Genomic DNA, 25,275 nt, shown 5'->3' with positions numbered 1-25,275 from the left:
CTGCTCAAGCCTTGCGTCGGGCCACCAAGAGCACGTTCGAAAAGGGCGTCGCTCCCCAGCACGGCCTGACGCCCTCGACGACGAAACCTTCGTCCTCGAGATCGCGTGCCAGGTCGGCGATGGCGCGCGGCAGCACGCGCTCGCCGCGGTTCCATGAGCGTCGCGTCGTCAGGCGCTCGAGTCCGAGCGTGATGCGGCTCCGGAGACCGCGATCGGGATCGACGTCGCGGACTAGGACGCGGTCCTTCGCGTGCCGCGCTGCGAGGCGGAGGAGCGCCGACTGCTCGTCACGCGTGAGGTAGTGGAGCACGTCCACGAGGAGCACCGTGTCGGCCTCCTCGAGCGTGGCCTTGCGGACGTCTTCGGCGCGGAACGAGGCGTCAAGGCTTGCGGCGTCGACGTTGGCGGCGGCGGCGCGATTCGCCACGGCGATCTTCGCTTCGTCCCAGTCGAGGCCCATGCATCGCGTCGCGGCGCCGCGCTCGAGGAGGTAGAGGGCCCCTTGCCCGCGACCGGCACCGATGTCGATGACGCGTCCCAAAGGCCCCTCGGCCGCGAGGTCGCGGAAGACCGGATCGGTCTCGAGCTTGATGGCCACGTAGGCCCGGTTTGCGAACGATTCCTTCTCGTAGCGCGCGAGCGTGCGCGCCAGCGCCTCCGCGTCCAAGGTTCTTTCGTCGGTGCGGCCTCGTGAGGGGAAGGCGCGGCGCACGAGGTAGGTGACCGAGCCGCCGAATGCGGCGATGGCGGGAGCGAAGAGCGCCGTTCCGAGCCAGAGGTCTTTGGCGAAGGTGAGCGCGCCCTGCGCGGTGATGTCGCTGCGTGAGATGCGCGAGAGGGCGCCCGTGCGAAGGAGCGCGCCGAGCTGAATCTCCACGAGCGCCAAGAGCGGCGCCATCGGCGGCACGGAGATGTTCGCCGCCATGTACGCGAGCGGCACGTCGAGGCGAAGCCAAAGGCCTATGCCGACGACGAGGAAGAAGTGGAGGCCATAGAGCGGCGTGACGCCGACCAAGAGGCCCAAGGCGACGCTCAGCGCGGCCCGCTTCGGCGTGAGCCTCCCGCCACGGAGGATGCGCCAGACGTGCGCCACGACGCCGTCATCGCGCCCTGTCATTTTCGAGGCCTCGCCGAAGCCTTACTCGGCCTTTTGGCTTCGCTCGAGCATGCGCAGGTACATCGCGGCGAGCGCGTTGTCGGGCTGAAGCTCCGCGGCCTTGCGCCACTGCTCCGCGGCGGCGCTGGGCTCCTTGAGGGCGAGCAGCGTGACGCCAAGCTGCACGCGCGCCGCCACGAACTCGGGACGCGCTGCGATGGCCGCCTCGTATTGGAGCCGCGCCGCGCTGAGCTCGCCCCCCTCGCGGAGGAGGTTTCCGAGCCTGGTCCGAAGGTCGGCGAAGTGGGGGCACAAGCGAACGGCCTTCTCGAGCTCGGCGATGGCTTCTCGCGGCAGGCCGCTGTCGGCGTACGCCTGCGCGAGGTCGGCGTGCATGTTCGCGAGCTTGCCCCGCGCGAACGGCTCGAGGGCGCCGCCGGCGCCGCCCGCCGGCTTTCCCTGAATGCGTTCGCAAACCTGCTTGGCCTCGGCGTATTTGCCGCGGTCGTTCAGCGTGACGGCCAAGTTGAGCGCCGCTTCGGTGTACGACGGGTTTAGGAGCAACGCCTTCTTGAAGTGCTCCTCGGCACCCTGGAAATTGCCGCGCGAGTGGCTGATGAGGCCGAGCATGTCGTGGACGTCGGCGAAGCGATCGCTCTCCGCCAGGACCTGGTTCAAGTACGACTCGGCCAGGTCGAACTCGCGCTTCTGAAAGTGCTCCCGGCCCATCAAAAGGCGCTGCTTCAGCTGCTCGTCCATGCGGTGGCTATAGCGCGGATCGGCGCCGGCTCGAAGGGCGAGGAGCGGACGCGGGCATGTGGCAGCGGCGCGGGCGGCATTTTCCGCCCTTTGCGGCGACGCCGTCGCGATTGAACCAGGGCTCGGAGAGGGGTAAACGGCCGCCCTATGAGCGGGGACAAGGAGCAGCCGGGCGATGCGTCGCCCGAGGGCGCTGAGCCGCCCCGAAGACTGCCGCCCTTTGATCCGTCGCGTCCGCTGCGCATGCCCGGCGAATCGCTCCGGAGCGTCGAGGCGCCGGGTGCCTTGGCGATGGTCTCCGCGCTGTCGGACTTCTTTCGCAGGCTCTGGGCCAAGCTAAGTCACCGCCCCGCGGCGCAGCCCGAAACAACGGCGGTCGCCGCGAGCGCCTCCAGGCCAAGGCGACCCTCCGGGTTGATGCTCGCGGTGGGGGCCTCGTTGTGTTTGCGATCGCGATGATCGCGGTCGTTCCGTTCTACCTGGAGGGGGACCCCAGCTCGGCGACGCCGCCGGAGACAACCCAGGCGGTAGCGCCCCTGCCGTCCGTCGCCGCGTCGGCGCTGGCGTCGGCGGACGCGGGCGCCCCGGAACGTGGCGACGCGGGGCCGCCTCCACCGAAGGTCTTTCGCGTTCGTTCGCTCACAGAAGACCCGACGCTCCAGGTCGTGGAAGGCAGCGTCGGTAAGCGCACCGTCATCGCGGCCCTCGTCTCGTCGGGGCTCCTGGTGCGCGACGCCTACCGGGCGCTCCACGCCTTCAAGGGGCAGAAGGTCTTCGACAAGCCTCACGCCGGCGACTCCTTCGTCTACGCGAAGCGCCGCATCGGCGGTGACCTGGTCGCCTTCGAGTACATCGTGCCGCCCTTCGACGTGTGGCAGGCGCGGCTCGACGAAGCGACGCACACGCTCGAGGCGAAGAAGGTCGTCTTTACGCCCGAGGCGCGCCGCGTCACGCGCGCCGTGCTCGTCGGCGACGATCTCAAGAAATCGCTCCTCCAGGCCGAGCTCGACGACGACATGTTGGGCATGCTCGACGACGCGCTCGACGGCCACGCGGAGCTCGTCGACATGCGGCCCGGCGCACGGCTCCGCATCGTGGCCGAGGAGGAGCGCATCGAGGGCGTCTTTGCCCGTTACTCGCACGTCGACGCCGTCGAGTACACGCCGGCCAACCCGAAGGCGAAGCGCGTCCGCGTCTACCGCTTTGACGAGTCGGGGCAGGTAACCCGGAAGCGAAGCCATCAGTTCTACGACGAGCACGGGCGTCAGCCCTACAAGGGCGGCTTTCGCTCGCCCGTGCCGCTCGGCCGCATCACGTCGCGCTTCAATCCGCGGCGCATGCACCCGGTCTTGCGCGTCATCATGCCGCACAACGGCGTCGATTTCGCGGCGCCGCCGGGAACGCCCATCTACGCGACGTCGTCGGGGGTCGTTCGCTCGGCTGCCATGGCGGGACCCAACGGCAACATGGTCCAAGTGGCGCACTCGAACGGGCTCGTGAGCGCCTATTGCCACCTCTCCCGCTTCGCCGCCGGCCTGCGTCCCGGCGCCCACGTCGAGGCGCGGCAGCTCGTCGGCTACGTTGGCACGACGGGTCGCTCGACGGGACCGCACCTGCACTTCGCGATCAAGCGCGGCGAGACCTTCCTCGACCCCTTGTCGCTTCGGCTCGACGGAATGAAGACGCTCGGCGCCGAGTACCGTGACGCCTTCGACAAGGCCCGCACCGAGCTTGATCGCACCCTCGACGGCATCTTGCTCCCCGATGCGCCGGAGTCCGCGTCCGCGGCCTCGAGCGACGACATCATTTACGACGAGCTGCCCGACAGCGGCGCCCCCGACGCCGAGGTTGGTGACGCAGGCGCGTCCGCCGCCACGGCCGCCGCCGTCCATTGAGGAACCGCCTTCGGGCTCCCGCGCGGCACTGAACACTGGTAGCGTCCCCCCGTCAGGATGGCGAAGGTCACGCAGGCGGCAAAAGTAGGAGCGTTCGTCGTCGCCGCCGGCGCCGCGTCCTTCTTCTTGTACCGCGGCGTCGACAAACAGCTCGGCTCAGGAAACGGCTACAAGGTCTACGCGATCCTCGACGACGCGGCGGGCCTGGCCAACCACTCCCGCGTCACCATCGCCGGCATACCCATCGGCACCATCGAGGGCATCGCCCTCGACAAGGGGCGCGCCCGCGTCCAGCTCCGCATCAAGCAAGACGTCGTCCTCTACCAGAACGCGACCGTCGGCAAGAAGAGCGCCTCGCTCTTGGGCGAGTCGCTCCTGGTGCTCACGCCGGGCACGAACGAGCCGGCCCTCAAAGACGGCGACGAGATCAAGACGCTGCCGCCCGATCCGAGCGTCGACGACATCAAGCGCGACGTCGCCGAGATCGCGTCGCTCGTCAAAGACGTCGCGCGGCAGCTCGCCACCTCCGTCGGCACCGACGAGGGCGGCAAGAACATGCGCTCGATCCTCAAGAACCTCGCCGACGCGACCGAGGCGCTGAACGCGACCATTCGCGAGAACCGCGAGCTGGTTCACGACACGCTCCAGAGCGTCAACTCCATCGCCAAGGGCGGCGAGCCGCAGGTGGCTCGCATCCTCGAGAACGTCCGCGTCATCACCGAAGACGTAAAGACGCTCGTCTCGACGACCGAGAAGGGCGGCTCCGGCAGCGAGCTCAAGGAGACCGTCGCGAGCATCTCGCGCGCGTCGAGGAGCCTCGAGAGCGCGCTCTCGCGCATCGACACGGTGGCGGGGCGCCTCGAGCGCGGCGAGGGCTCGCTCGGCAAGCTCACCAAGGACGAAGCGCTCGTGAACGAGGTGCAGGGCGCCGCCGAGGGGGTCAATGACTTCGTCGGCGGCATCAGTCGCCTTCAGACCATCGTCGGCCTCCGCAGCGACTACAACTTCCTCGCGAACACCATCAAGAGCTACGTCGAGCTCAGGCTCCAACCCCGCGAAGACAAGTACTACGTCATCGAGCTCATCAACGACCCGCGCGGAAAGACGAGCTTTGCGCAGACCGACGTGTCGACGACGAACCCGCGCGATCCGGCGAACTACCGGGTCATCACGACGACGACGACAGACGCCTTCCGCTTTTCGCTGCAGTTCGCGAGGCGCCTCGGGCCCTTCACTGGCCGCTTCGGCATCAAGGAATCGACCGGCGGCCTTGGCCTCGACGTGCACCTCCTGCGCGATCGCTTCGAGCTGCGCTCCGACTTCTTCGGCTTCGGCGAGGAGATCCAGCCGCGGTTTCGCGTCTACATCGGCTACGAGTTCATTCACCGCTTGTGGTTGCTCGGCGGCGTCGACCACCTCTTCTTGGCGAACCGTCGCGACTACTTCTTGGGCTTGCAGCTCCGCTTCAACGACGACGATCTGAAGAGCGTGCTCACGGTCGGCGGCGGCGCCGCCGCCGGCGCTCGCTAGCGGTTGGTGGCGAGCCTTCCTGAGCGCAGCGGCGTGATCGGCTAGCGTGGGCGAAGCGCGAGGAGGCCCGCTGCCAGCAGGACCTCAAGGGCGCGGAGTACATCGGGGGCGCTCGAGCCGGTGGCGACCTTGCGTTTCAAGAGGTCGCGCAAGGGGAGCCCCACCGAGCCGAGCTTCTGGACCTCCGCCAAGAGCGGGGGCCACGCGATGCCGCGGGCGAGGCCTTGATGGTCCAGGCTCCCTCGCTGCACGACCTGGTCGAATCGTTCGCGGTACGCGTCGAGCGGTGCGTCGCCGGGCTTCGCCGCCTCGGCGCCGGCCACGAGGAGCGGCGGCAAGTCGAGGTCGAGCGGGAACTCGACGTGCGGCTCCTGTTGCCCGCGGTAGAAGACGACAGTGCCTTGCGTCCACGTGAAGAGGTCGGCGAAACGATCGCGGCCTTGTTCGCGGATGGCGCGGAAGATGTCCATCGGCGACACGAGGCCGAGCGCGATGAGCGTGTCGCCGATGCGGCCGCCGTAGCGCGGCAAGACGGCGAGCGCGAGGTCGAGCTCTTCGCGGGCGAGCTGGCCTCGGCGAACGAGGTACGCGCCGAGCAGCTCGCTCGCGTCGCTCGAAGCGACGTGATGCAGGCGCCCGGCGCGGAAGTAGAGCTCCTTGCGGAGCGGCTTGTCGCTTCGCTCCGCGAAGAGCACGCCGGTCTCTTTGCGGTCCAAGATCCGCAACATGACGTCGAGCATGCTCGACGTGCGGAGGTCGTCTTGAAAGTCCGGCGCGCCGGGGCCCGGCAATTGGCTCGTGGCTGCCGTCGCTGGCGGCAAGAACCTCGCGAGCTCCTCGATGTTCTCGACCGGCGTGAGTCCCCGCCCCATGTACGCGACGCGATCGCCGCGGCCGACCTCGCCGGTCGCGAGCGCCTCGACGATGCGTGCAAATGGCCACGGCCCGAGGCGCGTGCCGTTGGCGGTCACCACGTCGGAAGGCAACGACTCGATCTTGGAGGTCGGTTGCGCCGACGCGTCGAAGACCGCGAAGGCCGCCGAGGGCGTCATGGCGCGGAGGGCGCGGGCGCTGTTGTGCACCGCTTGGAGCGCGTCGCTCGACGCCGACGTGGCCTGCGTGTGAACGACGAGCGACGCGAGCTCACGCCGCGCGGAGCTGCGGTCGGGCTCAAAGGGCGCGAGCGCCGCTGCGAAGGCCGCCGCCGTGGGGTAGCGGGCGTCGGGATCGCGGGCGAGCGCCTTCTCGAGCACGAGGAACATGCCCGGCGGCAATTGGTTCTCGATCTCGCGCAGCGGCTCGATGTTGCAGTCGCGAATGGCGAGCAAGATGGCGAGCTGTCCGGCCCCGGGAAAGAGCGGCTTGCCGAGGAGCATCTCCGCGAGGACGCTCGCCACGCTGAAGAGGTCGGCGCGATGGTCGAAGTCTTCGCCGGCGACTTGCTCTGGTGCAAGGTAGGCAATCTTGCCCTTGAGCATGGCGCTGGCGGCGTTGCGCAAGGTGGCGCGGGAGGTCGAGCGCGCGATGCCGAAGTCGCCGAGCTTCACCTGGCCGTCGCGGGCCAAGTCGACGTTCGACGGCGTCACGTCGCGGTGAATGATGCCGAGCGGGACGCCGGACGTGTCGCGCGCCGCGTGGACGCAGTCGAGGGCCTTCAGAACCTCGCGGACGACGTGAATGGCGACCGCGGTGGCCGCCGTTCGACCTTCTTGCTTGAGGCGCCGGAGCAGTCGATAAAGGTCAACGCCCTCGACGTACTCCATCGCGAGGTACGGCTCGCCGGTGTCGCTGACGCCGGACTCGAAGACGGTGACGACGTTCTCGTGGCGCACCGACTTGTGGAGCGCGGCCTCGCGCTCGAACATCGTGAGGCCCTCGGGATCGCTCAAGAAGTGTGGCAAGAGACGCTTGACGATGAGCGGTTGTGACGGATTTCCGTGGCCCACCGGATCGCCGGCCGCGTCGGGCGCCACCTTCGCGAGGTAGACCTCTGCCGTTCCCCCGACGGCGATGCGCGACTCGAGCAGGTACGGCCCAATGCGAACCGGATTCGCTAACGTGCCGCTCAGGGCACGCTTTGGGGGACTGTCACCTTGCACGTGCCCTAGAGTAGTCTTGTCCGCCGCGAATAAGAAGCGATCCCATCATGCGCGCTTCCCTCCCAACGACCCGCCATTTCCTTGCATCGACGCGCCGCCTTGCCCGGCGCGGCCTGCGCTCCTTGGCCCCCCTTTTGGTGTCGGGCTTGGCGCTGGGCGTCTCGCCGTTGTCGCTGCTCGCGTGCCAGGGTTGCCGCGGGACGGGGGGGCAAGGCCAGCCCGCGCAAGGGACCGCGAGCGTAGCCGCGCCCACATTTCGCCTCTACGCCGTGAGCGACGTGGCGGGGGCGATTGAACCCTGCGGCTGCGTCAAGGATCAGCTGGGCGGGCTCGACCACCTCGCCGCGTACGTGCTCGCGGAGAAGAAGAACGTTCCGGCGTCGGCGGTGCTGAGCGCGGGGCCCCTCTTCTTTCTCGACCCCACGCTCTCAGGAGAGAAGCGCGCGCAAGACATCAAGAAGGCGGAGACGCTGGCTTCGGCGCTCGCGCACGTGGGCCTCGTCGCCTTCGCGCCGGGCCGCAACGATTGGGCCGCCGGCGGCGAAGAGCTCGCGCGCCTGTCGAGCGTTACCGGTGCGGCGGTCGTGGCCGGCAACCTCGACGGCGTACCCGCGCCCTGGCGTGGACCGTCGCTGCGCGACTTGGGAGGCATCAAGGTCGGCTTCGCGGGCGCCGTCTCGTTTGCCCGTGCGGAGCTGGGCGCGCCGGAAGGGGTGACCGCCGCCGAGGCCATTCCCGTCATTCGCGCGCAGGTCGCCGAGCTCAAGAAGAAGGGGGCCCAAGTGGTCGTGGCGTTGCTCGCCACCGGCCGCGGCGAAGCCAAGCGCGTGGCCGAAGCCGTCCCCGAATTGCTGGCCGTCGTCTGCGGTTCGGCGAGCTCGCGCGGCGAAGGCAACTCGGAGACGCCGAGCGCCGAGCGCGTCGGTGACGTCATCGTGGCCGAATCGGGCAACCACCTCACCACCGCCGTCGTGCTCGATTTCTTCGTGCGCGATGGCTCGCTCAAGTTCGCCGACGGTAGCGGCCTCGAGGAGGCCCAGAAGCGCTCTTCTCTGCAGCGCCGCATCGAGGAGCTGCGGGGGCGCGTGGCGCAGCTCGAGAGCAGCGCCGAGCTTCGCCAGAAGGTGCAGAAGGGCGACATCGAGGCCCGCCGCGCCGAGCTCACGAAGCTCGAGGCGGAGCGCGCGTCGCTCGACAAGCGGCCTGCGCCGGCCACCGGCAGCTTCTTCCGCTACCAAGTCGTCGAGGTGCGCGAGAAGCTCGGCTCCGACCCCGGCGTCATCGATCGGCTGGGTGCATACTACAAGCACGTGAACGAGGCGAACCGCGTCGCCTTTGCCGGCAAAGTGCCGCGGCCTGTAGCGAAGGGCCAGCCGAGCTACGCGGGCGTCGACGCCTGCGACGCGTGCCACTCGGACGCGCGCGAAGTCTGGGACAAGACGCCCCACGCCCGCGCCTACGCGACGCTCACCAAGCAGCACAAGGAGTTCAACCTCGACTGCGTGAGCTGCCACGTCACCGGCTACGACCAGCCGGGCGGTTCCACCGTGACGGCGGTGAAGGGCAAAGAGAACGTGCAGTGCGAGACGTGCCACGGGCCGAGCTCGCTGCACGCCGACAACCCGAAGGTCGCCGTTCCGATTCCGAAGCCCAAGGGCGACCAGTGCCTCGCGTGCCACCACCCGCCGCACGTGCACGAGTTCGACCCGGCGGCGCGCATGCCGGAGATTTTGGGCAAAGGCCACGGCCGCTAGCGGGGGCGCGCGCTCGTTGGAGGCCCGAGGCCTACCTCGCGTGGGCCCGAAGCCTTTCGAGCTTCGTTAGCGAGATGTTGCGGCCGCAGAGCACGATCACAGCGTGCTCCCCGGCTTGCGGCGGGGTCTTTGTGAGCGCTGCCACCGGCACCGCGGCGGCGCCTTCGACGACCCAACGCTCGGCGGCGAAGAGCGCGTGCCATGCCCCGGCGATCTCGTCTTCCGTCACGGTGCTCCACTCGTCGACGAGCGCTTGGCACAAGGGAAACGTCACGCTGCCGCTCTCGACGCCGCCGGCCGTCGCGTCGGAGTACGTCGGCTCTTCCGGCGCAACGACGATGCGGCCGGCTCGAATCGACGCCGCCATGCCCGCCGAGTTCGCAGGCAGACACCCGATGACGCGGGCCGAAGGATGGGCGGCCTTGACGGCCGCCGCCACGCCGGCGATGAGCCCGCCGCCGCCCACGGCGACGTAGACGCGGTCGATGCGCGGGAGGTCCAGGGCTAGCTCGAGGCCTAGCGTTCCCTGGCCCGCCACCACGTCGAGATCGTTGTAGGGCGAAACGTAGACGGAGCTCGCTCGCACGGCGGCGGCCGCCGCCGCCTCCTCGGCGTCGACGCACTCGGCGCCTTCCACGACGACCTCCGCGCCCGCGACGCGAAGCCGTTCGACCTTCTCCGCGTCGGCGCTCTTGGGGACGAACACGCGCGGTGGGCGCATGCCAAGGGCCTGCGCTGCATAGGTCACGGCGAGCCCGTGGTTGCCCGTCGACGCCGTCACGACGGACGCGTCGCGCGGCAACTTGGTGAGCTTGGCGGACGCTCCGCGCAGCTTGAAGCTGCCCGTGTGTTGCAGGTGCTCGAGCTTCAGGTAAACGGCGGCGCCCGCGGCGCGGCTGAGCGCGCCCGACTGCACCGTCGGCGTCCTCTGGACGATGTCCGCGATGCGCGCGCTCGCGTCGCGAATGGCGAGGAGGAGTTCGGCGTGCTGCACGGGGCGAGCGTACTCGAAAGAGCGAGCCGAGAGGCTACCCAAGGGGGCTGCTCGAAGGCGCGGACATCGGGGCGCCGAGCCACCGACGCCGTGCGAACACCGCCGCGTAGATCACCGCGCCCAGGACGTGCGACGCGGCGACGCATGCAAAGAGAGCCCGGATGCTGCCGCCGCGCGCGCACACGACGATGGACAGAGGCGTCTGAACGGCCAAGAGCACGAAGAGATCGACGCTGAGCGCGAGTCGCGTCGCGCCGGCGCCGCTGATGGCCGCTCCGAGGACGATGGCGGTGCCGAGACCGAGGTACGCCGGCGCGACGACGCTCAGGTATTGCGAAGCGATCGTCAGCGGTCCCGGTTCTGGATCGAAGAGCGACAGCAGCTCGGAGCCGTAGCGCAGCGCCAAGAGCGCGATGACGGCTGCCGTCACGAGATCGTAGCCCGCCGAAAGCCAACCGCTCCGCACGGCGCGCGGGTGAAGGTTCGCGCCGAGGCATTGGCCCACGAAGGTTTGCGCCGCGTTGCCCCAGCCGATGGCCACGAACAGCGCGAGCGTGTCGAGACGGAACACGAGGCCCATGGCCACCGACGCGGTCTGATCGGTCTCCGTCGTGAAGTAGCGTGCGACGAGCGAGCTCGCCAAGAGCATGGAGCCGATGCGGACGAGAAACTGCGCGCTCAGGGGGAGGGCCAGGCGGAAGAGCTCGCGCAAGACGGCGGCGTCGGGGCCCCGCTCTTGCGTGGCGGGCACGCCCAGCCCGAAGCGACGGATGACGATGATCACGTTGGGCACCAGCACGAGCGCGCGGGCGATGACCGTGGCCCACGCGGCCCCCAACATGCCGAGCCTCGGAACGCCGAGGGCGCGGGCGAGCTCGGCGGCCCACCCGAGGCCCGCTGGCGCCGGCCCCGGACCAAAAATCAAGAGGACCGCCAGAAGGACGTTGAGGACGTTGCCGAAGACGAGCAGCGCGACCGGCGTCTTCGCTGAGCCGAGGGCGCGCTGCAGCGTCGACAGGTGCAGCAGGAAGAAGATCGTGAAGCTGCCGCCGACGCTGATCTGAAGGTAGCGCTCCGCGTAGAGGGCGACGTCGCCCTTCGCGCCCACGAGGCCCCGCACCACGGGCCCGGCGAAGAGGAGTCCGAGCACGGCGAACGCTAGGCCCAGCGCGGCGACCACGAGGGTCGATTGCCAGGCGACCTTCCGAACGCCCGCCTCGTCGCCGGCTCCGGCGCGGCGCGCCAACATCGCGCCGGCGCCCGTCGTGATGCCGTAGCTCGAGATGGTGCCGACGGCGGCGATGAGATCGGCGATGCCGAGCGCCCCCATCGCGGGGCCCACCTCGCGCACCGGCAAGCGCGCGATCAAGTACGCGTCGACGAGGTTGAACGTCGTCTGCAGGCCCATGCCCAACGCGAGCGGAAGCCCGAAGCGCGCCACCTCGAAGGCGAGGGGACCGCGGAGGATGCGCTCGGTCGGGCTCACGAGGCGAGAACTCTAGCCGCTCCTCGCCTTCGCTACAGCGGTGTGTAGCGATTTGGGCCTCGCAACGAGGGGCTCGCCATTGGATCGGAAGTTGTACGGCGGGGCTCATGCTCCATCCGCTTAGGCTCTCCTTGCTTCTTTCGATGGCGCTCCTCGCCGGGTGCGGTGATGGCGCCGGCGAAGCGGCGAGCGCGAGCGCGCTCGTCATCGATACCGGTAGCGAAGACGCCCGACGCCAGCACGACGTGAACCTGGCTTTCGCCCGAAATTACCAGGCGAGGTGCCCCACCACGCCTGCCTCGCGGCCCCGCCTCTTGTTGACGGGGTTCGTCTTCAACGCGACAGGGTCGATGGTCGGCGAAGTGGTGCCTGAGGCGAAGGTCTCTGGAGGCTTCCGCGGGGGAGGTGTGGTGGCGCCCGCGACGCAGCTTGGCGTCGGCAGCCGCTTGCTGCGCCTCCCCGGCGTCGATGCCGATGTCGAGGTCTGCGCTCTCACGCTGCCCGTTGCGTGGGATCTCGCGGCCGTTCTCGTCCTGCGTGAGCTGGACGCGTTCGCGCCGAATTTCGTGATGATGAACGGCATCGGCGGCGCTCGGGAGAAGGTTTGGCTTGAACTCGGCGCCATGAACGCTGCGCTCGTTTCCGAAGACGGGACCAACACCATCAGGCCCGCGGGTGACCCTTCGAAGTATGTGCCCCTCGTTCCGTCGGCGTCGGCTGACGAATACCTTCGTCCAAACTTGCTCTCCTGGGCCGCCGTTCAGAATGCCGGGCGTGACGCCATTGCGAAGGCGAGCCGGAGAGGGGGCTTCGGCGTGTCGTTTGACGACGTCGTCTTCGGCGTGACCCTCGCGGGCTTCCCGCGCGGCGGCAACTCGTTCGTCTGCAACAACATCACGTACACGGTCGGCTACGTCATGGACCACCCGGAGAAGGCCACGCGCCTCCTCGAGTCGAGCCGTGGCGATGCGGGCGTCGATGTCAGGCTGAGCCGGGACTACTCAGCCGTGCCCCGCGTGTTCGTTCACTGGCCTTTCGAGATCGCGCCGAGCTTCGTGGGCGCCGGCTCCGACGTCTTGAAGGCCATGGCGGGCGCCCAACTGGGGGCCCTCGCCCGTGGCGACCAGCCGACGCGGGGAGAAAACGCGGCCGCGGATCCAACGTTGCGGGGCGGGAGTAGCTACTAGAGCGCGTTCCCTACGGCTCCGCTGCGCCGCCGACCGGCGAGGCTCGGAGCCCCCACCCGCCGCCGGAAGCCCGAGGAATCGACAGGCTCCGGTGCCCGAGCGCCCAGAAGTGGACTAGAATCGTCCTGTTTCGGCCGGGGCCGCCGACGTCCGGTGAGCCTGGAAATCATGGCTCTCTTCGATCGACGAGGAGTTGCCGCGAGGTCGTTTCGAGGGCTAAGAGATGGGCGTGGATCCCAAAGAGAAGTCGTCCACCGCATCCTCCACCCGAGAGGAGCCCGATCAGGCTCGCCCCTCGCGCCGCGAGTTGATTCAGCGCGTGGGCTTCGCTTCGGGCGTGGCGGCCGCGTCGCTCGCGCTCGGCAAGCTGACCTGGGACAAGGGCGGCTTCGGTGCCGCCGTTGGGCAAGGGGCCCGGCAGGTCCGCGACTATCGCCTCGTGGATGCGCACAAGGGGCAAGACGGCGAGCTTGCCATCGCGCGCTCGCCCAAGGGTCTTCCCGAGGCGCTGACCGCGGAGGCCCTCGTCAACAGGGCCCTCGAGGCGCTCGGCGGCATGGGCCGCTTCGTCAGCCGCGGCGACGTCGTGGTGGTCAAGCCCAACATCGGCTGGGATCGCATGCCGGTGCACGCCGCCAACACGAACCCCGACGTGGTCGGCGCCGTGGTGAAGGCCGCCTTCAACGCCGGCGCCAAGAAGGTCGTCGTGGCCGACGGCTCTTGCAACGATCCGAACCGCTGCTTTCAGCGCTCGGGCATCTGGCGCAAGGCCTACGGCCTCGGTGCCGAGGTCGTGCTCCCGGCCGAACATCGCTTCCGCACGATGCGCCTCAAGGGCGACGTGCTCGACGAGTGGCCGATCTTCTCGACGCTCGTCGAAGCCGACAAGGTCATCAACGTGCCGGTGGCGAAGCACCACAACTTGGCGCGCTTCACCGCCGCGATGAAGAACTGGTACGGCGTCCTCGGCGGTCGTCGCAACCGGCTGCATCAGAACATCGACGTCTCCATTGCCGACCTCGCGACCTTCATGCGACCGACGTTGACCATCGTGGACGCGATGCGCGTGCTCGTTCGCAATGGCCCGCAGGGCGGCAACATCGACGACACGAAAGAGCTCAACACTGTCGTCGCGTCCATCGACCAGGTGGCCGCAGATGCCTTCGCGTGCACGCTCCTCGGCAACCATCGCGATCAGCTGCCGTATCTCAAGATGGGGCACGAGCGCGGCATCGGCACGATGTTTTGGGAGAACCTCCGCGTGAGGGAAGTATGAACTCCGTCGGCGCTGGCGCTGGCCAAGGAGCGTCGAGGGTCCCTGCGTCGACCGGCAAGACGTGCGGGACCGACGACGCGAAGCTCCCGGCGCACGTCGTGCGGCTCGACGCGGCGGCGCTCGACGCGGTCCCGCTCGATTCGATCGCCCACGTTGACGTGATCCCTTGGAAGACCGGTCGCGTTGGTGTGGTCGACGCGCTCGACGACCGGCCGGAGCCCGCGTCGCGTGCGGCTGCGGCGCCGAAGAGCGCTGAGAAGGCGAGCTGCGGCGAAGGCTGCGGCTGCGCGGCTGCGGCGCCCGTCGCGACTGCGTCCGCGTCTGCAGGTTCAGCGACAGACGCGGCAAAGGATCCGGCGAAGATGGAGCGTGCCGCGAAGGCTCGTTTCGCGTCGCTGAGCGCGCTCCTCGGCATCGACGAACGCCACGCGGCGAGCGACGCGGCCGCGACGTCGGGGCCCGCCGTCTCGGTCGTGGGACCGAAGCCGAAGCTGAAGAAAGTCGATCCGAAGCGGCCCGGCTCCGGCATTCCCGCGCGCCGCGTCATTCGCGTGCTCGTTTGGGTGCGCCGCGTCTCGCAGGTCTCGTTCCTCGCGTTGTTCTTGTACTTCCTCGTGCAGACCGCGTTCCGAGGCTCGTTCGCCGCGTCGGCCGACACGGTCGTTCGCTTGCCGCTGCCTGTCGAAGCGTTCCTCCTCGCCGATCCCTTCGTGGCGGCGATGACGTTCCTCTCGACGCACACCGTGTACCGAGGCCTCTTCTGGAGCGTCGGCCTGCTCGCCCTCACGCTCGTCGTCGGCCGCGTCTTCTGTGGATGGATCTGCCCCTTCGGGACGTTGCATCATTTCTTCGGGTGGCTCTTGCCTTCGCGGCGCGGTCGCGGCGGCTCGCGCGTGGAAGCCAACAAGACCCACGGTTACCAGCGCGCGAAGTACTACCTGCTCTACGCGTTCCTCGTGGCGGGTGTCTTCGGCAGCGCCATTGGCGGTCTCTTCGACCCGATCTGCATCGCGGTCCGGTCCATCGGCCTCGGCGTCATCCCCGCGCTTCAGTACGTGATGGGTCGGGGGCTCGGCGGCGTGCAATCGGTGCCGCTCCGGCCCGTGCAAGGCGCCGCGGACAGCGCGCAGAGCTTCCTCGCCACGAGCGTTTGGCAGTCGCACCAGTTCTACTTCCACCAGACGTGGTTCATCGTCTTTTTGCTCGTGGCGGTGCTCTTCGCGAACCGCTTCATTCCGCGCTTCTGGTGCCGCATCCTCTGTCCTCTCGGCGCGTTCCTCGGTGTCTTCTCCCGCTTCGCGCTCTTCGGCATGGAGAAGGATCACTCGAAGTGCACCGACTGCAACCTCTGCCTCGTCAACTGCCAGGGCGCTGACAGCCCGCAGGGTGGCGTCAAGTGGCGCCAAGACGAGTGCCACATGTGCATGAACTGCGAGACGGCATGCCCCGAGGACGTCATCAAGTTTCGCTTCTTGCCGAACCGCGCGAGCGCCATCACCAAGCCCGACACCGATCGACGCACGGTGCTGGCGTCGGTGGGCGTTGGCGCTGCGTTCTTGCCGGCGGCGCGCATCGCTGACGCGCTCGACGTCAACTACCAGTCGAAGGTGATCCGGCCGCCGGGCTCGGTGGAAGAGCGCGCGTTCATGGAGCGCTGCATTCGCTGCGCCGAGTGCATGAAGGTGTGCCCCAACAACGCCTTGCACCCGGCGTTCCTTGAGGCGGGCATCGAGGGGATCTGGACGCCGATCCTGATCGCACGCATCGGCTACTGCGAGCACTCGTGCGTGCTGTGCGGTCAGGTTTGCCCCACCGGCGCCATCCAGAAGATCACCGAGAAGGAGAAGATGGGGCAGGGGGTGCCGCCCATCAAGATCGGCACGGCCTTCTACGACGTCGGTCGCTGCTTGCCGTGGAGCATGCAGACGCCGTGCATCGTCTGCGAAGAGTTCTGCCCGACGTCGCCGAAGGCCATCTGGGTCGAAGAGGTCGAGGCCGACGTGCGCGACTCGAAGCCGGGCCCGAACGGCGAGCACCCGGCCATGAAGAAGGTGCACCTGCAGAGGCCGCACGTGGATCCGAGCCTGTGCATCGGCTGCGGCGCCTGCGAGAAGGTGTGCCCCGTCGTCGATCAGCCCGCCGTGTACATCACGAGCGTCGGCGAGACGCGCTCGAAGTCGAACGTGATCTTGCTCGAGAACACGAATTACAATCAGAAGAGTTAGTCGAGCTACAGCGCGCTTGCTTCGTCAGCGTGAAAGCGTGACTGAAAGGTGCTCGGTCATGCCTTCCAGGTTCCACATGAGCATCTCGGCGCTCGCGGTATCCGGTCCCCGCCAGCTCAGCGTGGCACCCGGGGGATCGCAGCTTGAGTCGATTTGCGACGACCTTCAGGAGGCGGGGCTCAAGTTCGTCGTTGAGGGGTTTCGTGAGCCGTGGCCGGTGGACGTCGCCACAGACCTGCTGATCGTGCTCGAGCAGCTTCCCACTGTCGAAAAGCAACTCTTGGCAGGCACCCCTGCGGCGCTCGATTTCTACGAACAGGGGATTGAGCGGAGCCTAGCGATCACAGTCCACGACGACATGGCGGCCGTGGCGCGTACGGGACTGACGGCTGCGATCGCTCCGGGCGACGAGGTGCTGCCGCTCCGCGAACTTCTCACGCAACTGGTGACCCTGCGGCGTGACTTTGCGGCCCTGGTGGGGCGCGTCTACCCTGGTCTCGAACTTGAGTCCGCCACGAGGCTGGTCTTGGGGCCAAGTTGAACGCCATGCCCTGGGACGCTTCCTGTCGGCGCGGGCCGGGCACACGGCCTCACCCCAAAGCGAAATGACCACTATCGTCGATCGCGCGGATCTCCTGGGCGGTATCGAGGGCGCGCTGAAGGCCGTCGAGAGGCCGGTTGTCGGCTACGTGCTCACGCGCTCAAGGGTGGACCACACTTGGTGGGATGCGCTCGTGGACGCCACAGCGCGACTGGAGCGCCCGACATGGGTTGTGCGCTACGCGTGGGCGTGGGCGATCGTCATCTTCGACGGGAGTGACGGCGCACATCCGAAAGCCATTGGCGCGGCGCTTTTGGAGGAGATGCGCCTCCGGTCCAACGGTGACGGCGTCAGGTGCTTCGTGAAGCGGTTTTCGTCGGCCGACACAGCGGAACAAGTGATTCGCACCATGGATGACGCCGTCCAAGCCTTCGAAGGGGAGACACCTGTTGGCGCGGCCAGGTTGCTGTGAGCTGCTCACCACGTTCCGTGAGGTCGATTCGGAACGATCCCCATGGACCTTCCCGCTTAGGCGTTCTTCCATGAGCCCGTGCTCTTCCTCCTCCTGTCGTTCGGCGCCTTCGCCGCGGGAACCGCGGCCTTTGCCGGCGCGGCCGTCCTTTGGCTCCGTCACCGCCGTCGCCAGGCCGTCCGCCGCCGCCTAGGCGCGCCCATCGACGTGAGCGCGCTGGGTGCTCACCAGGGCAAGCGCGTCGTGCTCCGCGGCACGCTCGACGGTGGCGAGCTCACGACGCGCTTCGGGCCCGCCATTCGCGCGACGCTCGAGGTGCACCCCGACGCGACGTCCTCGCGGCCTGAGCGGCTCGCGCTCCGCTCGGGCGGGCAAGAGATCGAGCTCGCGGGCGCTGCGCAAGTCATCCTCGGCGAACGCGAAGAGACCGCCGACCGCGGCGATACGTCGGTGCGGCGCGTCAACACGGGGGCCACGGTGCTCGCCTCAGGCGTCGTGATGCGCAACGACGAGGGCGGGTACCGTGAGCCGCGCTTCTCGCTCACCGCTCGTCCCGAGGGCGCTTGGGTCGAGCGGCCCGTCGGCGTCTTCGCCGAGGGGAGCTCGCGCGTGCCTCTCGCGCTCACGATCTTCGGCGCCTTGGGCTGGGCCGTGTGCTTGGTGCCGGTGCTCAGTCGCTCGCACGTGATCGCGGGCCCGCCTCCGAAGAGCGCGGTCGTCGTTTCGGGCCCCGAGGCCTGTCGAGCCGACATCCTCGCGCGGCTCGACCGCAACGATCTGTTCGGTGCGGAGGGCGCCATGGCCGCGTGTCCCGATGCCCGCGCGAAGGCCGAGACGCTCTGGTCCCTCGGCCGCGTCGACGAGGCGGCCACCGCCTTCAAGGCGGCTCGTGGCCTCGAGCCGTGGGCGCCCTACACGCTGAGCGAGGTCGAGGCGACCGTGGTCTCGGCGCCTCGCCCTGAGACGAATGACGCGGTCCGTGCGCTCAAGAAGGATTGGTACCGCGGCCTGCCCGATGCGTCGCAGAAGACGCTCGACTGCCTCGCTGGCACCGCCAACGACTACCGAGGCTGCATGCCCGAAGCGAACCTGGAGCTGTCGGTCGTGCCCGGCGGCTTCGGCAACCCCGTGGGCGTTGTCACAGACACCTTTCAGTTCGCGCTCGACATGCCGCGTTGGGGAATGCGCGGTCACTCCTGGGACGAGACCTACGGCGACCGCTGCACGCTAGTCGGCTGTCGAGCCGCGAAGAACGCGGCGCTGGCGCTCTTCGCGGCCCTCGCAGCCGACGGTCCGCGCGCCGCGAAGGAGTTCGCCGTCATCGACACGTACTTTGACGAGTACGCGCTGAGCAAGGGCAAGCTCTACGAGCAGGGCGGCATCACGACGCACTCGTTGCTCGCTCAAGACGCCTTCGTGGTCGCCGCTGTGGCAGCGTGGTTCGCTCACGACGAGGCGAGAACCAAGCGGTACTTGGGCCAGTCCGAGGCGCACGCGGCCGACACGCTCGCGCAACACCTGGCGCTGAGCGCTTCAGCGAAGCCGCCGCGCGGTGACAGCAGCAAGTGGTCCTCTGTCGATCTCGAGCTGCACGGGCTCGCCGATCACGAAGAGCCTGCGGCCTTCGTTCGTCGCCTGAAAGATCTCTCGTACACGCACCCGCTGCGCCTCCACGCTCTCCTTGGGGCGAGGCCGCGGCTCCACGTTGAGGCGCGCAAATGGGTCGAAGGTGAGTTCGTTCCCGCGTGTCGAAGCTGCGGCCTCTTCGCCGTCCTCGAGGCGACGGCCCGTCGCCGTGAGGCGGCCCGCGCCGTGGGCGCCAAGGAGTTGGAGGCGAAGCTCGCCGAAGTCTCGCGCCGTTTCGGCGAAGCGTGGCAGCGCGACGCGTCGCGCAAGGCGCTCTGGACCCTCGAACTCCTGTATCACCCGCACTAGGCACCCGGTCTAGAGTGGGCCGTTCGCGGATGACGTCGCTGGCCTCTTCCAGTGCGACCGCCGCCTTTCGCTCGTCGCCAGGGCCATGACGTTGGTCCTCCGTTCAGGATCCGGCTCGTCGGCCGTTCCTTACCTTGAGACGGGCCGGTGCCCTGCTCGCAACCACCTGCTCGCACCCAGGGGAGACGCCGTGGATTTGCCGTTGGAACTCGAGGACCGTGTCGCCAAGGAGCTCGAGGAAGCGAAGCCGCCGGTCTTGCCGGAGGTGGCGCGGGCCGTCCTGGAGGCGACGAAGAGCGAACGCACAGAGCCCCGGAGCGTGGCCGACATCCTGAAGAGAGACGCGGCCATGGCCGCCGGAATCCTCCGGACCGCGAACTCGCCGGCCTACGCCGCGCGCGCCGCCATCGTGTCGGTCCCGCAGGCCATCAGCCGCCTCGGCTTTGAGACCATTCGGCGCATCTCGATGCTGGTGGCCTGCGATGAGCGAGTCTTCCTCGTGCGCGGCCGCGAGGACGAGACGCGGCGCCTCTACTGGCACTCCACGCTCACGGCCTTCGTGGCTCAAGAGATCGCGCGGACGCTGAAGCAGAACGTCGAGGAGGCGTTCATGGGCGGCCTCCTCCACGACATCGGCAAGAGTGTCGTCATGCAAGCGATGGCGAGCCTCGAGAAGCGCGGGAGACCGTTCTCCGAGGAGGAGATGCGCGCCGTGGCCATGAGCCTGCATGAAGAGCTGGGGGCGCGCTCGCTGGCCACCTGGGGTCTGCCCGTTCGGAGCGTCGCGGCGGTCGCGCATCATCACCGTCCGCTGGCGGCGCCGCCCTTGGGGCGCGACGTCGCGTGCATCGTGTCGGTCGCCAACGACGTCGCCCACGGCTTCGAGACCGGTGAGCCGCTCGACATCGACGCGCTCTCGCCGCGGCTGGCGACCATCAATCTCTACCTCGAAGACCTCTCCGCGATCGTGGACCGCAAAGACGAGCTCATCTCGTGGACCAAAGGACTATGAGCGACGCAAAGACTGTCTCCTGCGACGTGCTCGTCATCGGCAGCGGGCCGGCCGGCCACGCCGCTGCCGTGACCGCTGCCGCCGCCTGCCAGCGGGTTATTGTGGTCGAAGACTCACGCACCGTCGGCGGCGCGTGCATCGAGCGCGGGACCATTCCCTCGAAGACGCTGCGCGAAACGGCCGTCGCCTTCTCGAGCTTTCGTCGTCGCACCGGCGGCGTCTTCGACGTGTCCTTCGACGACGGAACGACGCTGAGGAGCCTCATGACGCGGCTCGACGACGTTGTCGGCAGCCTCAGGCACCTGCGCGAAGGCCAGCTCGGCGTCGAGGGCGTCACCTGGATCCACGGTCGCGCGAGCTTCGTCGCGCCCCACGAGGTGGAGGTTCGGCGCGTGGCGGGGCCGCGGCAACGCGTGCGGGCCGAGACCATCGTCGTCGCGACCGGCTCAACGCCGCGGGCGCCACGCGGCGTGCCCATCGACCACGAGTTTGTCTACGACAGCGACTCGCTCCTCTCGATACCGTACCTGCCGGAGACACTCATCGTCATCGGCGCCGGCGTCATTGCCGCCGAGTACGCGTCCGTCTTCGCGACGCTCGGCGTCAAGGTGACGATGATCGACAAGGGTGAACGGCCCCTCGCGTGGTGTGACGCCGAAATTACGGCGACCTTCGTGCGCGCCTTCGAGGCGACGGGCTCGCGCTTCGTCGGGAACGCAGCCATCAAGGAAGTGCGCTTCGACGGCGCGAGCACCGTCTCGGTGGAGCTCGAGTCGGGTGAGGTCTTTCACGCCGAGAAGGCCGTCTACGCCATGGGCCGCGTGGCGAACCTGTCGGGGCTCGGCCTCGACAAGGCGGGCCTCGCGCCGAACGCGCGCGGCGTGCTCGAGGTCGACGAGCGCTTTCGGACCCGCGTGCCGCACGTGCTCGCCGTCGGTGACGTCATCGGGCCGCCCTCGTTGGCCTCGACCTCGGCCGAGCAGGGGAGGCGCGCCATTCGCGCCTGGCTCGGCCTCGAACAGGGCCCGCCGCTCGATCGCATTCCCGCGGCCGTCTACACGATCCCCGAGCTTGCCACCGTGGGCATGACCGAGAGCGAGGCCCGCGCGAAGCTTGGTGGTGCCGTTGTGGGGCGCGCCGACTTCAGCGCGCTCTCGCGCGGCACCATCGCGGGCCTCGAACACGGCCTTCTCAAGCTGGTCGCCGGGCCCGACGGCCACCGCCTCGTGGGTGTGCAGATCGTGGGGGAGGGCGCCGCGGAGCTCATCCACGTGGGCCAGATGGCCATGGCTGGCGGCCTGCCCGTCGACACCTTCGTGGAGCACGTCTTCAACTACCCGACGCTGGCCGAGGGCTACCGCGTCGCCGCGCTGGACCTGATGCGTGCGCGCGCGCTGGCGGCGCCCGGCGCGGCGACCGTTGCTGCGGAGTAGCGGCCGCTCGCGAGCAAAGTGCGATAGACTCGCGCGACCGTGAACGACAGCTTCCTCCGCGCCTGCCGGCGCGAACCCACGCAAGTCACGCCCGTATGGTTCATGCGCCAGGCGGGTCGATACATGGCCGAGTACCGAGCGCTTCGTGAGAAACACACGATCCTCGAGATCTGCAAGACGCCCGAGCTGTCTTGCCAGGTGACGATGCAGCCGCTTCGCCTCGGCGTCGATGCGGCCATCTTGTTTGCGGACATTTTGCTTCCGCTCGAACCGATGGGCGCGCCCTTCGAGTTCGCCAAGGGCGAAGGCCCCGTCATCCACAAGCCGGTCCAGTCCCGCGCAGACGTCGATGCGCTGCGGCTCATTGACCCGAAGGAAGAGGGCCTCGGCTACGTGCTGGACGCCATCCGCATGATCAAGGGTGAGCTCGCGGGCAAGCTCCCGCTCATCGGCTTCGCCGGCGCGCCCTTCACGCTCGCGAGCTATCTCGTGGAGGGCGGCAAGACGTCGACCTTCGTGAAGACCAAGCGCCTCATGTACACGGAGCCGGAGGCGTGGAACGCGCTCATGGCGAAGCTGTCGGAGGTCGTCCGGCGTTTTCTGCGCGCGCAGATCGAAGCTGGCGCCGACTGCGTTCAGCTCTTCGATTCGTGGGTCGGTCAGCTCTCGCCGGACGACTACGTCACGTACGTGCAGCCCCACGTGAAGCACATCTTGAGCGACGTGATGACGGCGGGCGTCCCCGTGATTCACTTCGGGACCAGCACGCACTCGCTCCTTGAGGTGATGCGCGACGCGGGGGGGCACGTCTTGGGGCTCGATTGGCGCACGCCGCTCGCCGAGGGCTGGTCGCGCGTCGGGCACGATCGCGGCATCCAGGGAAACCTCGATCCGACGGTGCTGTTCGCGCCGCTTCCCGTCGTGAAGGCGCACGTCGAGCGCGTCATGCGCGCCGCCGCCGGTCGACCGGGGCACATCTTCAACCTCGGGCACGGCATCCTGCAGGAGACCCCCGTGGATACCGTTCAGGCGGTTGCCGAAATGGTTCACACGTTCAAACTCTGAGCCATGACGCGCACCGCCGTTGTGCTGTTTGGTCACGGGACGGTCGAGAACCTCGACGATTTGCCGCCGTTCGTGACGAACATCCGGCGCGGTCACCCGCCGCCGCCAGAGTTGCTCGCCGAGCTGCGGCATCGCTACGAGGTCATCGGAGGCCGCTCTCCGTACAACGACATCGCGCGACGCCTCGCTTCACGCGTGGGCGACGCGCTCGGCGTTCCGGCCGCCGTGGCCATGCGGCTGTGGCACCCCTTCGCGAAGGACGTGCTCCGCGTGCTCGCCAAGGAGCGCGACATCGAGCGCGCGATCTTCGTTCCCCTCGCGCAACACTCCGGCGACGTCTACGGGGAGGCGGCTAGGAAGGCGGCGCAGGACCTCGCGGGCGAGGGCATCGTCGTGAGCGTGGCGCCAACCGGCAACTGGGGTCAAACGCCGGAGCTGCTCGACGCCTTCGCCGCGAACGTGCGCGCCGCGCTCCTTGAGCTCCCGGAGCCGCTTCGTGCGCGCACGACGACGCTCTTTACGGCTCACAGCTTGCCAAAGGCCATCATCGACGCGGGCGACCGCTACGAAGCGGAGTTCCGCGCGAGCGTCGCGGGCGTCGTTGCTCGCCTCGCCGGGACTGGCCTTCAAGAGAGCGTCGCCTTTCAGAGCCAGGGGCCCGCCGTTGGCGCCGGCGGCCGGCCGGTCGCGTGGCTTGGGCCCGACCTGCCAGCGGCCCTCGACGCCGTGGCCGCGCGCGGGCACACGCACGTGCTCTTCGCGCCCATCGGCTTTCTGGCCGATCACGTCGAGATTCTTTACGACCTCGACGTGGAGGCGAAGGGGCTCGCGGCGGCTCGCGGGCTCACGATGTCGCGCGCTCGGTCGCTCAACGACGACGAGGCGCTCGTCGCCGTCATTGCGGCGCTCGCGCGACCGCTCGTCAACGCGAGCGATCCTTGAAGCGCGAAGTCGTCGTCGTCGGCGGTGGCATCAGTGGGCTCGCCTGCGCCGAGCGCCTCGCGCGCGATGCTTCCGTGTCGGTGACGCTCATCGAGGCGCGCTCGCGGCTCGGCGGCAACATTCAGACGCTCCGCGAGGAGGGCTTCGTCGTCGACGCCGGCCCCGACGCGTGGGTGGCCAACAAGCCCGACGCGTCGAACCTCGCCAAGGAGCTAGGCCTCGAGACCGAGCTCGTCGGCACACGCGAAGAGAACCGCCGCGTCTACATCGCGCACGAGGGACGGCTCCACGCGATGCCGGAGGGCCTCGTGCTTGGCATCCCCACGGAGGTCGGACCGCTTCTAGCGACGCCGCTCCTCTCCTGGGAGGGCAAGCTTCGGGCGGGCCTCGATCTAGTCATTCCAGCGCGTCGCTTCGACGCCGGCGACGATGAGTCGGTGCACGCCTTCATCACGAGGCGCCTCGGCGAAGAGATCGCCGATCGATTGGTCGCGCCGCTCCTCGGCGGGATCTTCGCCGGTGACGCCAACGCCATCAGCGTGCGCGCGGCGTTTCCAATGCTCGTCGCCGCGGAGGAAAAGCACGGCTCGCTCGTGCGCGCGATGCGCGCCGCGAAGGCCGCCGGCGGCGCGAGAAGCAGGCCGGCGCCGAGCGCCTTCGTGACGCTTCGCGGTGGTATGAGCGCGTTCATCGACGCCCTTCGGGCGCGCGTCGAGGGCGCAGGCACCGTGATGATCGAGCAAGCGGTGGCTCGCATCGAGCGCTCTCGGCCCGCGGGCCACGATGTCACGCTCTCCGCCGGAACAACGTTGCACGCCGATGAGCTGGTGCTCGCGCTGCCAACACGAAACGCGGCGCCGCTTGTCGAGCCGCTTTATCCCGACCTCGCGAGCGCCCTCGCGGGCATCTTGGACTACGCGTCGACCATCGCCGTGTTCTTGGCGCTGCCGAAGAGCTCGGTCGGCCATGCGCTGGACGCGACGGGCTTCATTGTGCCGCGTGCGGCCGGAACGCGCCTCGTCGCGGCGACCTTCGTGGGAAGCAAGTGGGCCGAGCGGACACCCGAGGATGTCGCGCTCTTCCGCGTCTTCCTTGCCGCGTCGCCGGAGCGGGAGCCGAACGACGAGCGCGACGACGATCTCGTGGAGCTGGCGCGCCGCGAGCTTGGCGCGTTCATTCCGCTCTCGGGCCCCCTCAGCTACGCCAAGGTCGTTCGCCACGTACTCGCGAGCCCGCAGCCCAAGGTCGGTCACCTGGTGCGTAGAGACAAGCTCGCGCGGCTCGCCGCGGCGATCCCTGGGCTTTGGATCGCGTCGAGCGGCGTCGACGGAGTGGGCATTCCCGACTGCGTCAAGAAGGCCCACGCGATCGCGGGAGCGATCCTCGACGTGGAGAGCCGCAACGCCGAACGGCGCCACTGACGGCGCGGACGGCGCGAGCCCCGTCGCGAGAACGGCTACGAGAGTGGCACTGGGGCACCGCGTTGCGTTGAGCGGGGCACACCGGACCGTTCAACGACGGCTCGTGTGGCCACGGACAGTGGGAATTGGCCGCGGCCAGGGGGCCGGCGGCGC

General features: G+C 68.9%; 19 protein-coding genes. 14 read left to right on the top strand and 5 right to left on the bottom strand.

Going from position 1 to position 25,275, the window contains the following annotated elements; all coding sequences use genetic code 11:
* Positions 1-4: 4 nt before the first annotated feature.
* Both IPG50_38650 and IPG50_38645 read right to left on the bottom strand, forming a co-directional pair.
* Positions 5-1,117: a DUF2062 domain-containing protein gene (locus tag IPG50_38650; protein MBK6698064.1), complete on the bottom strand. Its 1,113-nt coding sequence runs from the start codon at positions 1,115-1,117 to the stop codon at positions 5-7.
* Positions 1,118-1,138: 21 nt separating this feature from the next.
* Complete coding sequence (locus tag IPG50_38645; protein MBK6698063.1) at positions 1,139-1,855, bottom strand: tetratricopeptide repeat protein; 717 nt, start codon at positions 1,853-1,855, stop codon at positions 1,139-1,141.
* Positions 1,856-2,310: 455 nt separating this feature from the next.
* Between IPG50_38645 and IPG50_38640 the strand changes: the two genes are divergently transcribed.
* A complete protein-coding gene (locus IPG50_38640; protein MBK6698062.1) occupies positions 2,311-3,750 on the top strand; it encodes a M23 family metallopeptidase in 1,440 nt (479 codons plus the stop codon).
* 57 nt (positions 3,751-3,807) lie between these two features.
* Positions 3,808-5,280 (top strand): MCE family protein, encoded by a 1,473-nt coding sequence (locus IPG50_38635; GenBank protein MBK6698061.1) that lies wholly within the window; start codon positions 3,808-3,810, stop codon positions 5,278-5,280.
* Between the two features lie 41 nt (positions 5,281-5,321).
* Here IPG50_38635 and IPG50_38630 read toward each other — a convergent pair whose 3' ends face one another.
* Positions 5,322-7,379 (bottom strand): serine/threonine protein kinase, encoded by a 2,058-nt coding sequence (locus tag IPG50_38630; protein ID MBK6698060.1) that lies wholly within the window; start codon positions 7,377-7,379, stop codon positions 5,322-5,324.
* Positions 7,380-7,426: 47 nt separating this feature from the next.
* Here IPG50_38630 and IPG50_38625 point away from each other — a divergent pair, with 47 nt between their 5' ends.
* Positions 7,427-9,133: a hypothetical protein gene (locus IPG50_38625; GenBank protein ID MBK6698059.1), complete on the top strand. Its 1,707-nt coding sequence runs from the start codon at positions 7,427-7,429 to the stop codon at positions 9,131-9,133.
* Positions 9,134-9,164: 31 nt separating this feature from the next.
* On the opposite strand, the gene IPG50_38620 is transcribed toward IPG50_38625, so the two are convergent.
* Together IPG50_38620 and IPG50_38615 are read right to left on the bottom strand one after the other, a co-directional pair.
* Positions 9,165-10,127 carry a pyridoxal-phosphate dependent enzyme gene (locus tag IPG50_38620; GenBank protein MBK6698058.1) on the bottom strand — a complete coding sequence of 321 codons (963 nt, stop codon included), beginning with the start codon at positions 10,125-10,127 and terminating at the stop codon, positions 9,165-9,167.
* A 34-nt stretch (positions 10,128-10,161) separates the two neighbouring features.
* Entirely contained in the window at positions 10,162-11,613 is a 1,452-nt protein-coding gene (locus IPG50_38615) for an MATE family efflux transporter (protein ID MBK6698057.1), read from the bottom strand.
* 107 nt (positions 11,614-11,720) lie between these two features.
* On the opposite strand from IPG50_38615, the gene IPG50_38610 reads away from it, so the two are divergent.
* The 11 genes from IPG50_38610 to hemG all read left to right on the top strand — a co-directional run bounded on the left by IPG50_38610 (position 11,721) and on the right by hemG (position 25,122).
* Positions 11,721-12,800 (top strand): hypothetical protein, encoded by a 1,080-nt coding sequence (locus IPG50_38610; protein ID MBK6698056.1) that lies wholly within the window; start codon positions 11,721-11,723, stop codon positions 12,798-12,800.
* Between the two features lie 223 nt (positions 12,801-13,023).
* On the top strand, positions 13,024-14,076 hold the full coding sequence (locus IPG50_38605; GenBank protein MBK6698055.1) for a DUF362 domain-containing protein: 1,053 nt from the start codon (positions 13,024-13,026) through the stop codon (positions 14,074-14,076).
* A 362-nt stretch (positions 14,077-14,438) separates the two neighbouring features.
* Positions 14,439-16,301 (top strand): 4Fe-4S binding protein, encoded by a 1,863-nt coding sequence (locus tag IPG50_38600; GenBank protein ID MBK6698054.1) that lies wholly within the window; start codon positions 14,439-14,441, stop codon positions 16,299-16,301.
* A gap of 76 nt (positions 16,302-16,377) precedes the next feature.
* Positions 16,378-16,842 (top strand): hypothetical protein, encoded by a 465-nt coding sequence (locus tag IPG50_38595; GenBank protein MBK6698053.1) that lies wholly within the window; start codon positions 16,378-16,380, stop codon positions 16,840-16,842.
* Between the two features lie 64 nt (positions 16,843-16,906).
* The gene (locus IPG50_38590; GenBank protein ID MBK6698052.1) at positions 16,907-17,314 is read left to right on the top strand and encodes a hypothetical protein; all 408 of its coding nucleotides are present in this window, start codon (positions 16,907-16,909) and stop codon (positions 17,312-17,314) included.
* 78 nt (positions 17,315-17,392) lie between these two features.
* Entirely contained in the window at positions 17,393-19,249 is a 1,857-nt protein-coding gene (locus tag IPG50_38585) for a hypothetical protein (GenBank protein ID MBK6698051.1), read from the top strand.
* A gap of 190 nt (positions 19,250-19,439) precedes the next feature.
* The gene (locus tag IPG50_38580; GenBank protein MBK6698050.1) at positions 19,440-20,261 is read left to right on the top strand and encodes an HDOD domain-containing protein; all 822 of its coding nucleotides are present in this window, start codon (positions 19,440-19,442) and stop codon (positions 20,259-20,261) included.
* Positions 20,258-21,694 (top strand): Si-specific NAD(P)(+) transhydrogenase, encoded by a 1,437-nt coding sequence (sthA, locus tag IPG50_38575; GenBank protein MBK6698049.1) that lies wholly within the window; start codon positions 20,258-20,260, stop codon positions 21,692-21,694. Before IPG50_38580 ends, sthA begins: the two co-directional genes overlap by 4 nt.
* A 39-nt stretch (positions 21,695-21,733) precedes the next feature.
* Positions 21,734-22,759 (top strand): uroporphyrinogen decarboxylase, encoded by a 1,026-nt coding sequence (hemE, locus tag IPG50_38570; GenBank protein ID MBK6698048.1) that lies wholly within the window; start codon positions 21,734-21,736, stop codon positions 22,757-22,759.
* Positions 22,760-22,762: 3 nt separating this feature from the next.
* A complete protein-coding gene (hemH, locus tag IPG50_38565; GenBank protein MBK6698047.1) occupies positions 22,763-23,701 on the top strand; it encodes a ferrochelatase in 939 nt (312 codons plus the stop codon).
* Positions 23,698-25,122, top strand: a complete 1,425-nt coding sequence (gene hemG / locus IPG50_38560; GenBank protein ID MBK6698046.1) for a protoporphyrinogen oxidase — start codon at positions 23,698-23,700, stop codon at positions 25,120-25,122. Before hemH ends, hemG begins: the two co-directional genes overlap by 4 nt.
* Positions 25,123-25,275 lie beyond the last annotated feature (153 nt).

Source organism: Myxococcales bacterium (genome assembly GCA_016703425.1).
Taxonomy (GTDB): Bacteria; Myxococcota_A; Polyangia; order Polyangiales; family Polyangiaceae; genus JADJCA01.
This window is presented reverse-complemented; position numbering and strand designations above follow the sequence as displayed.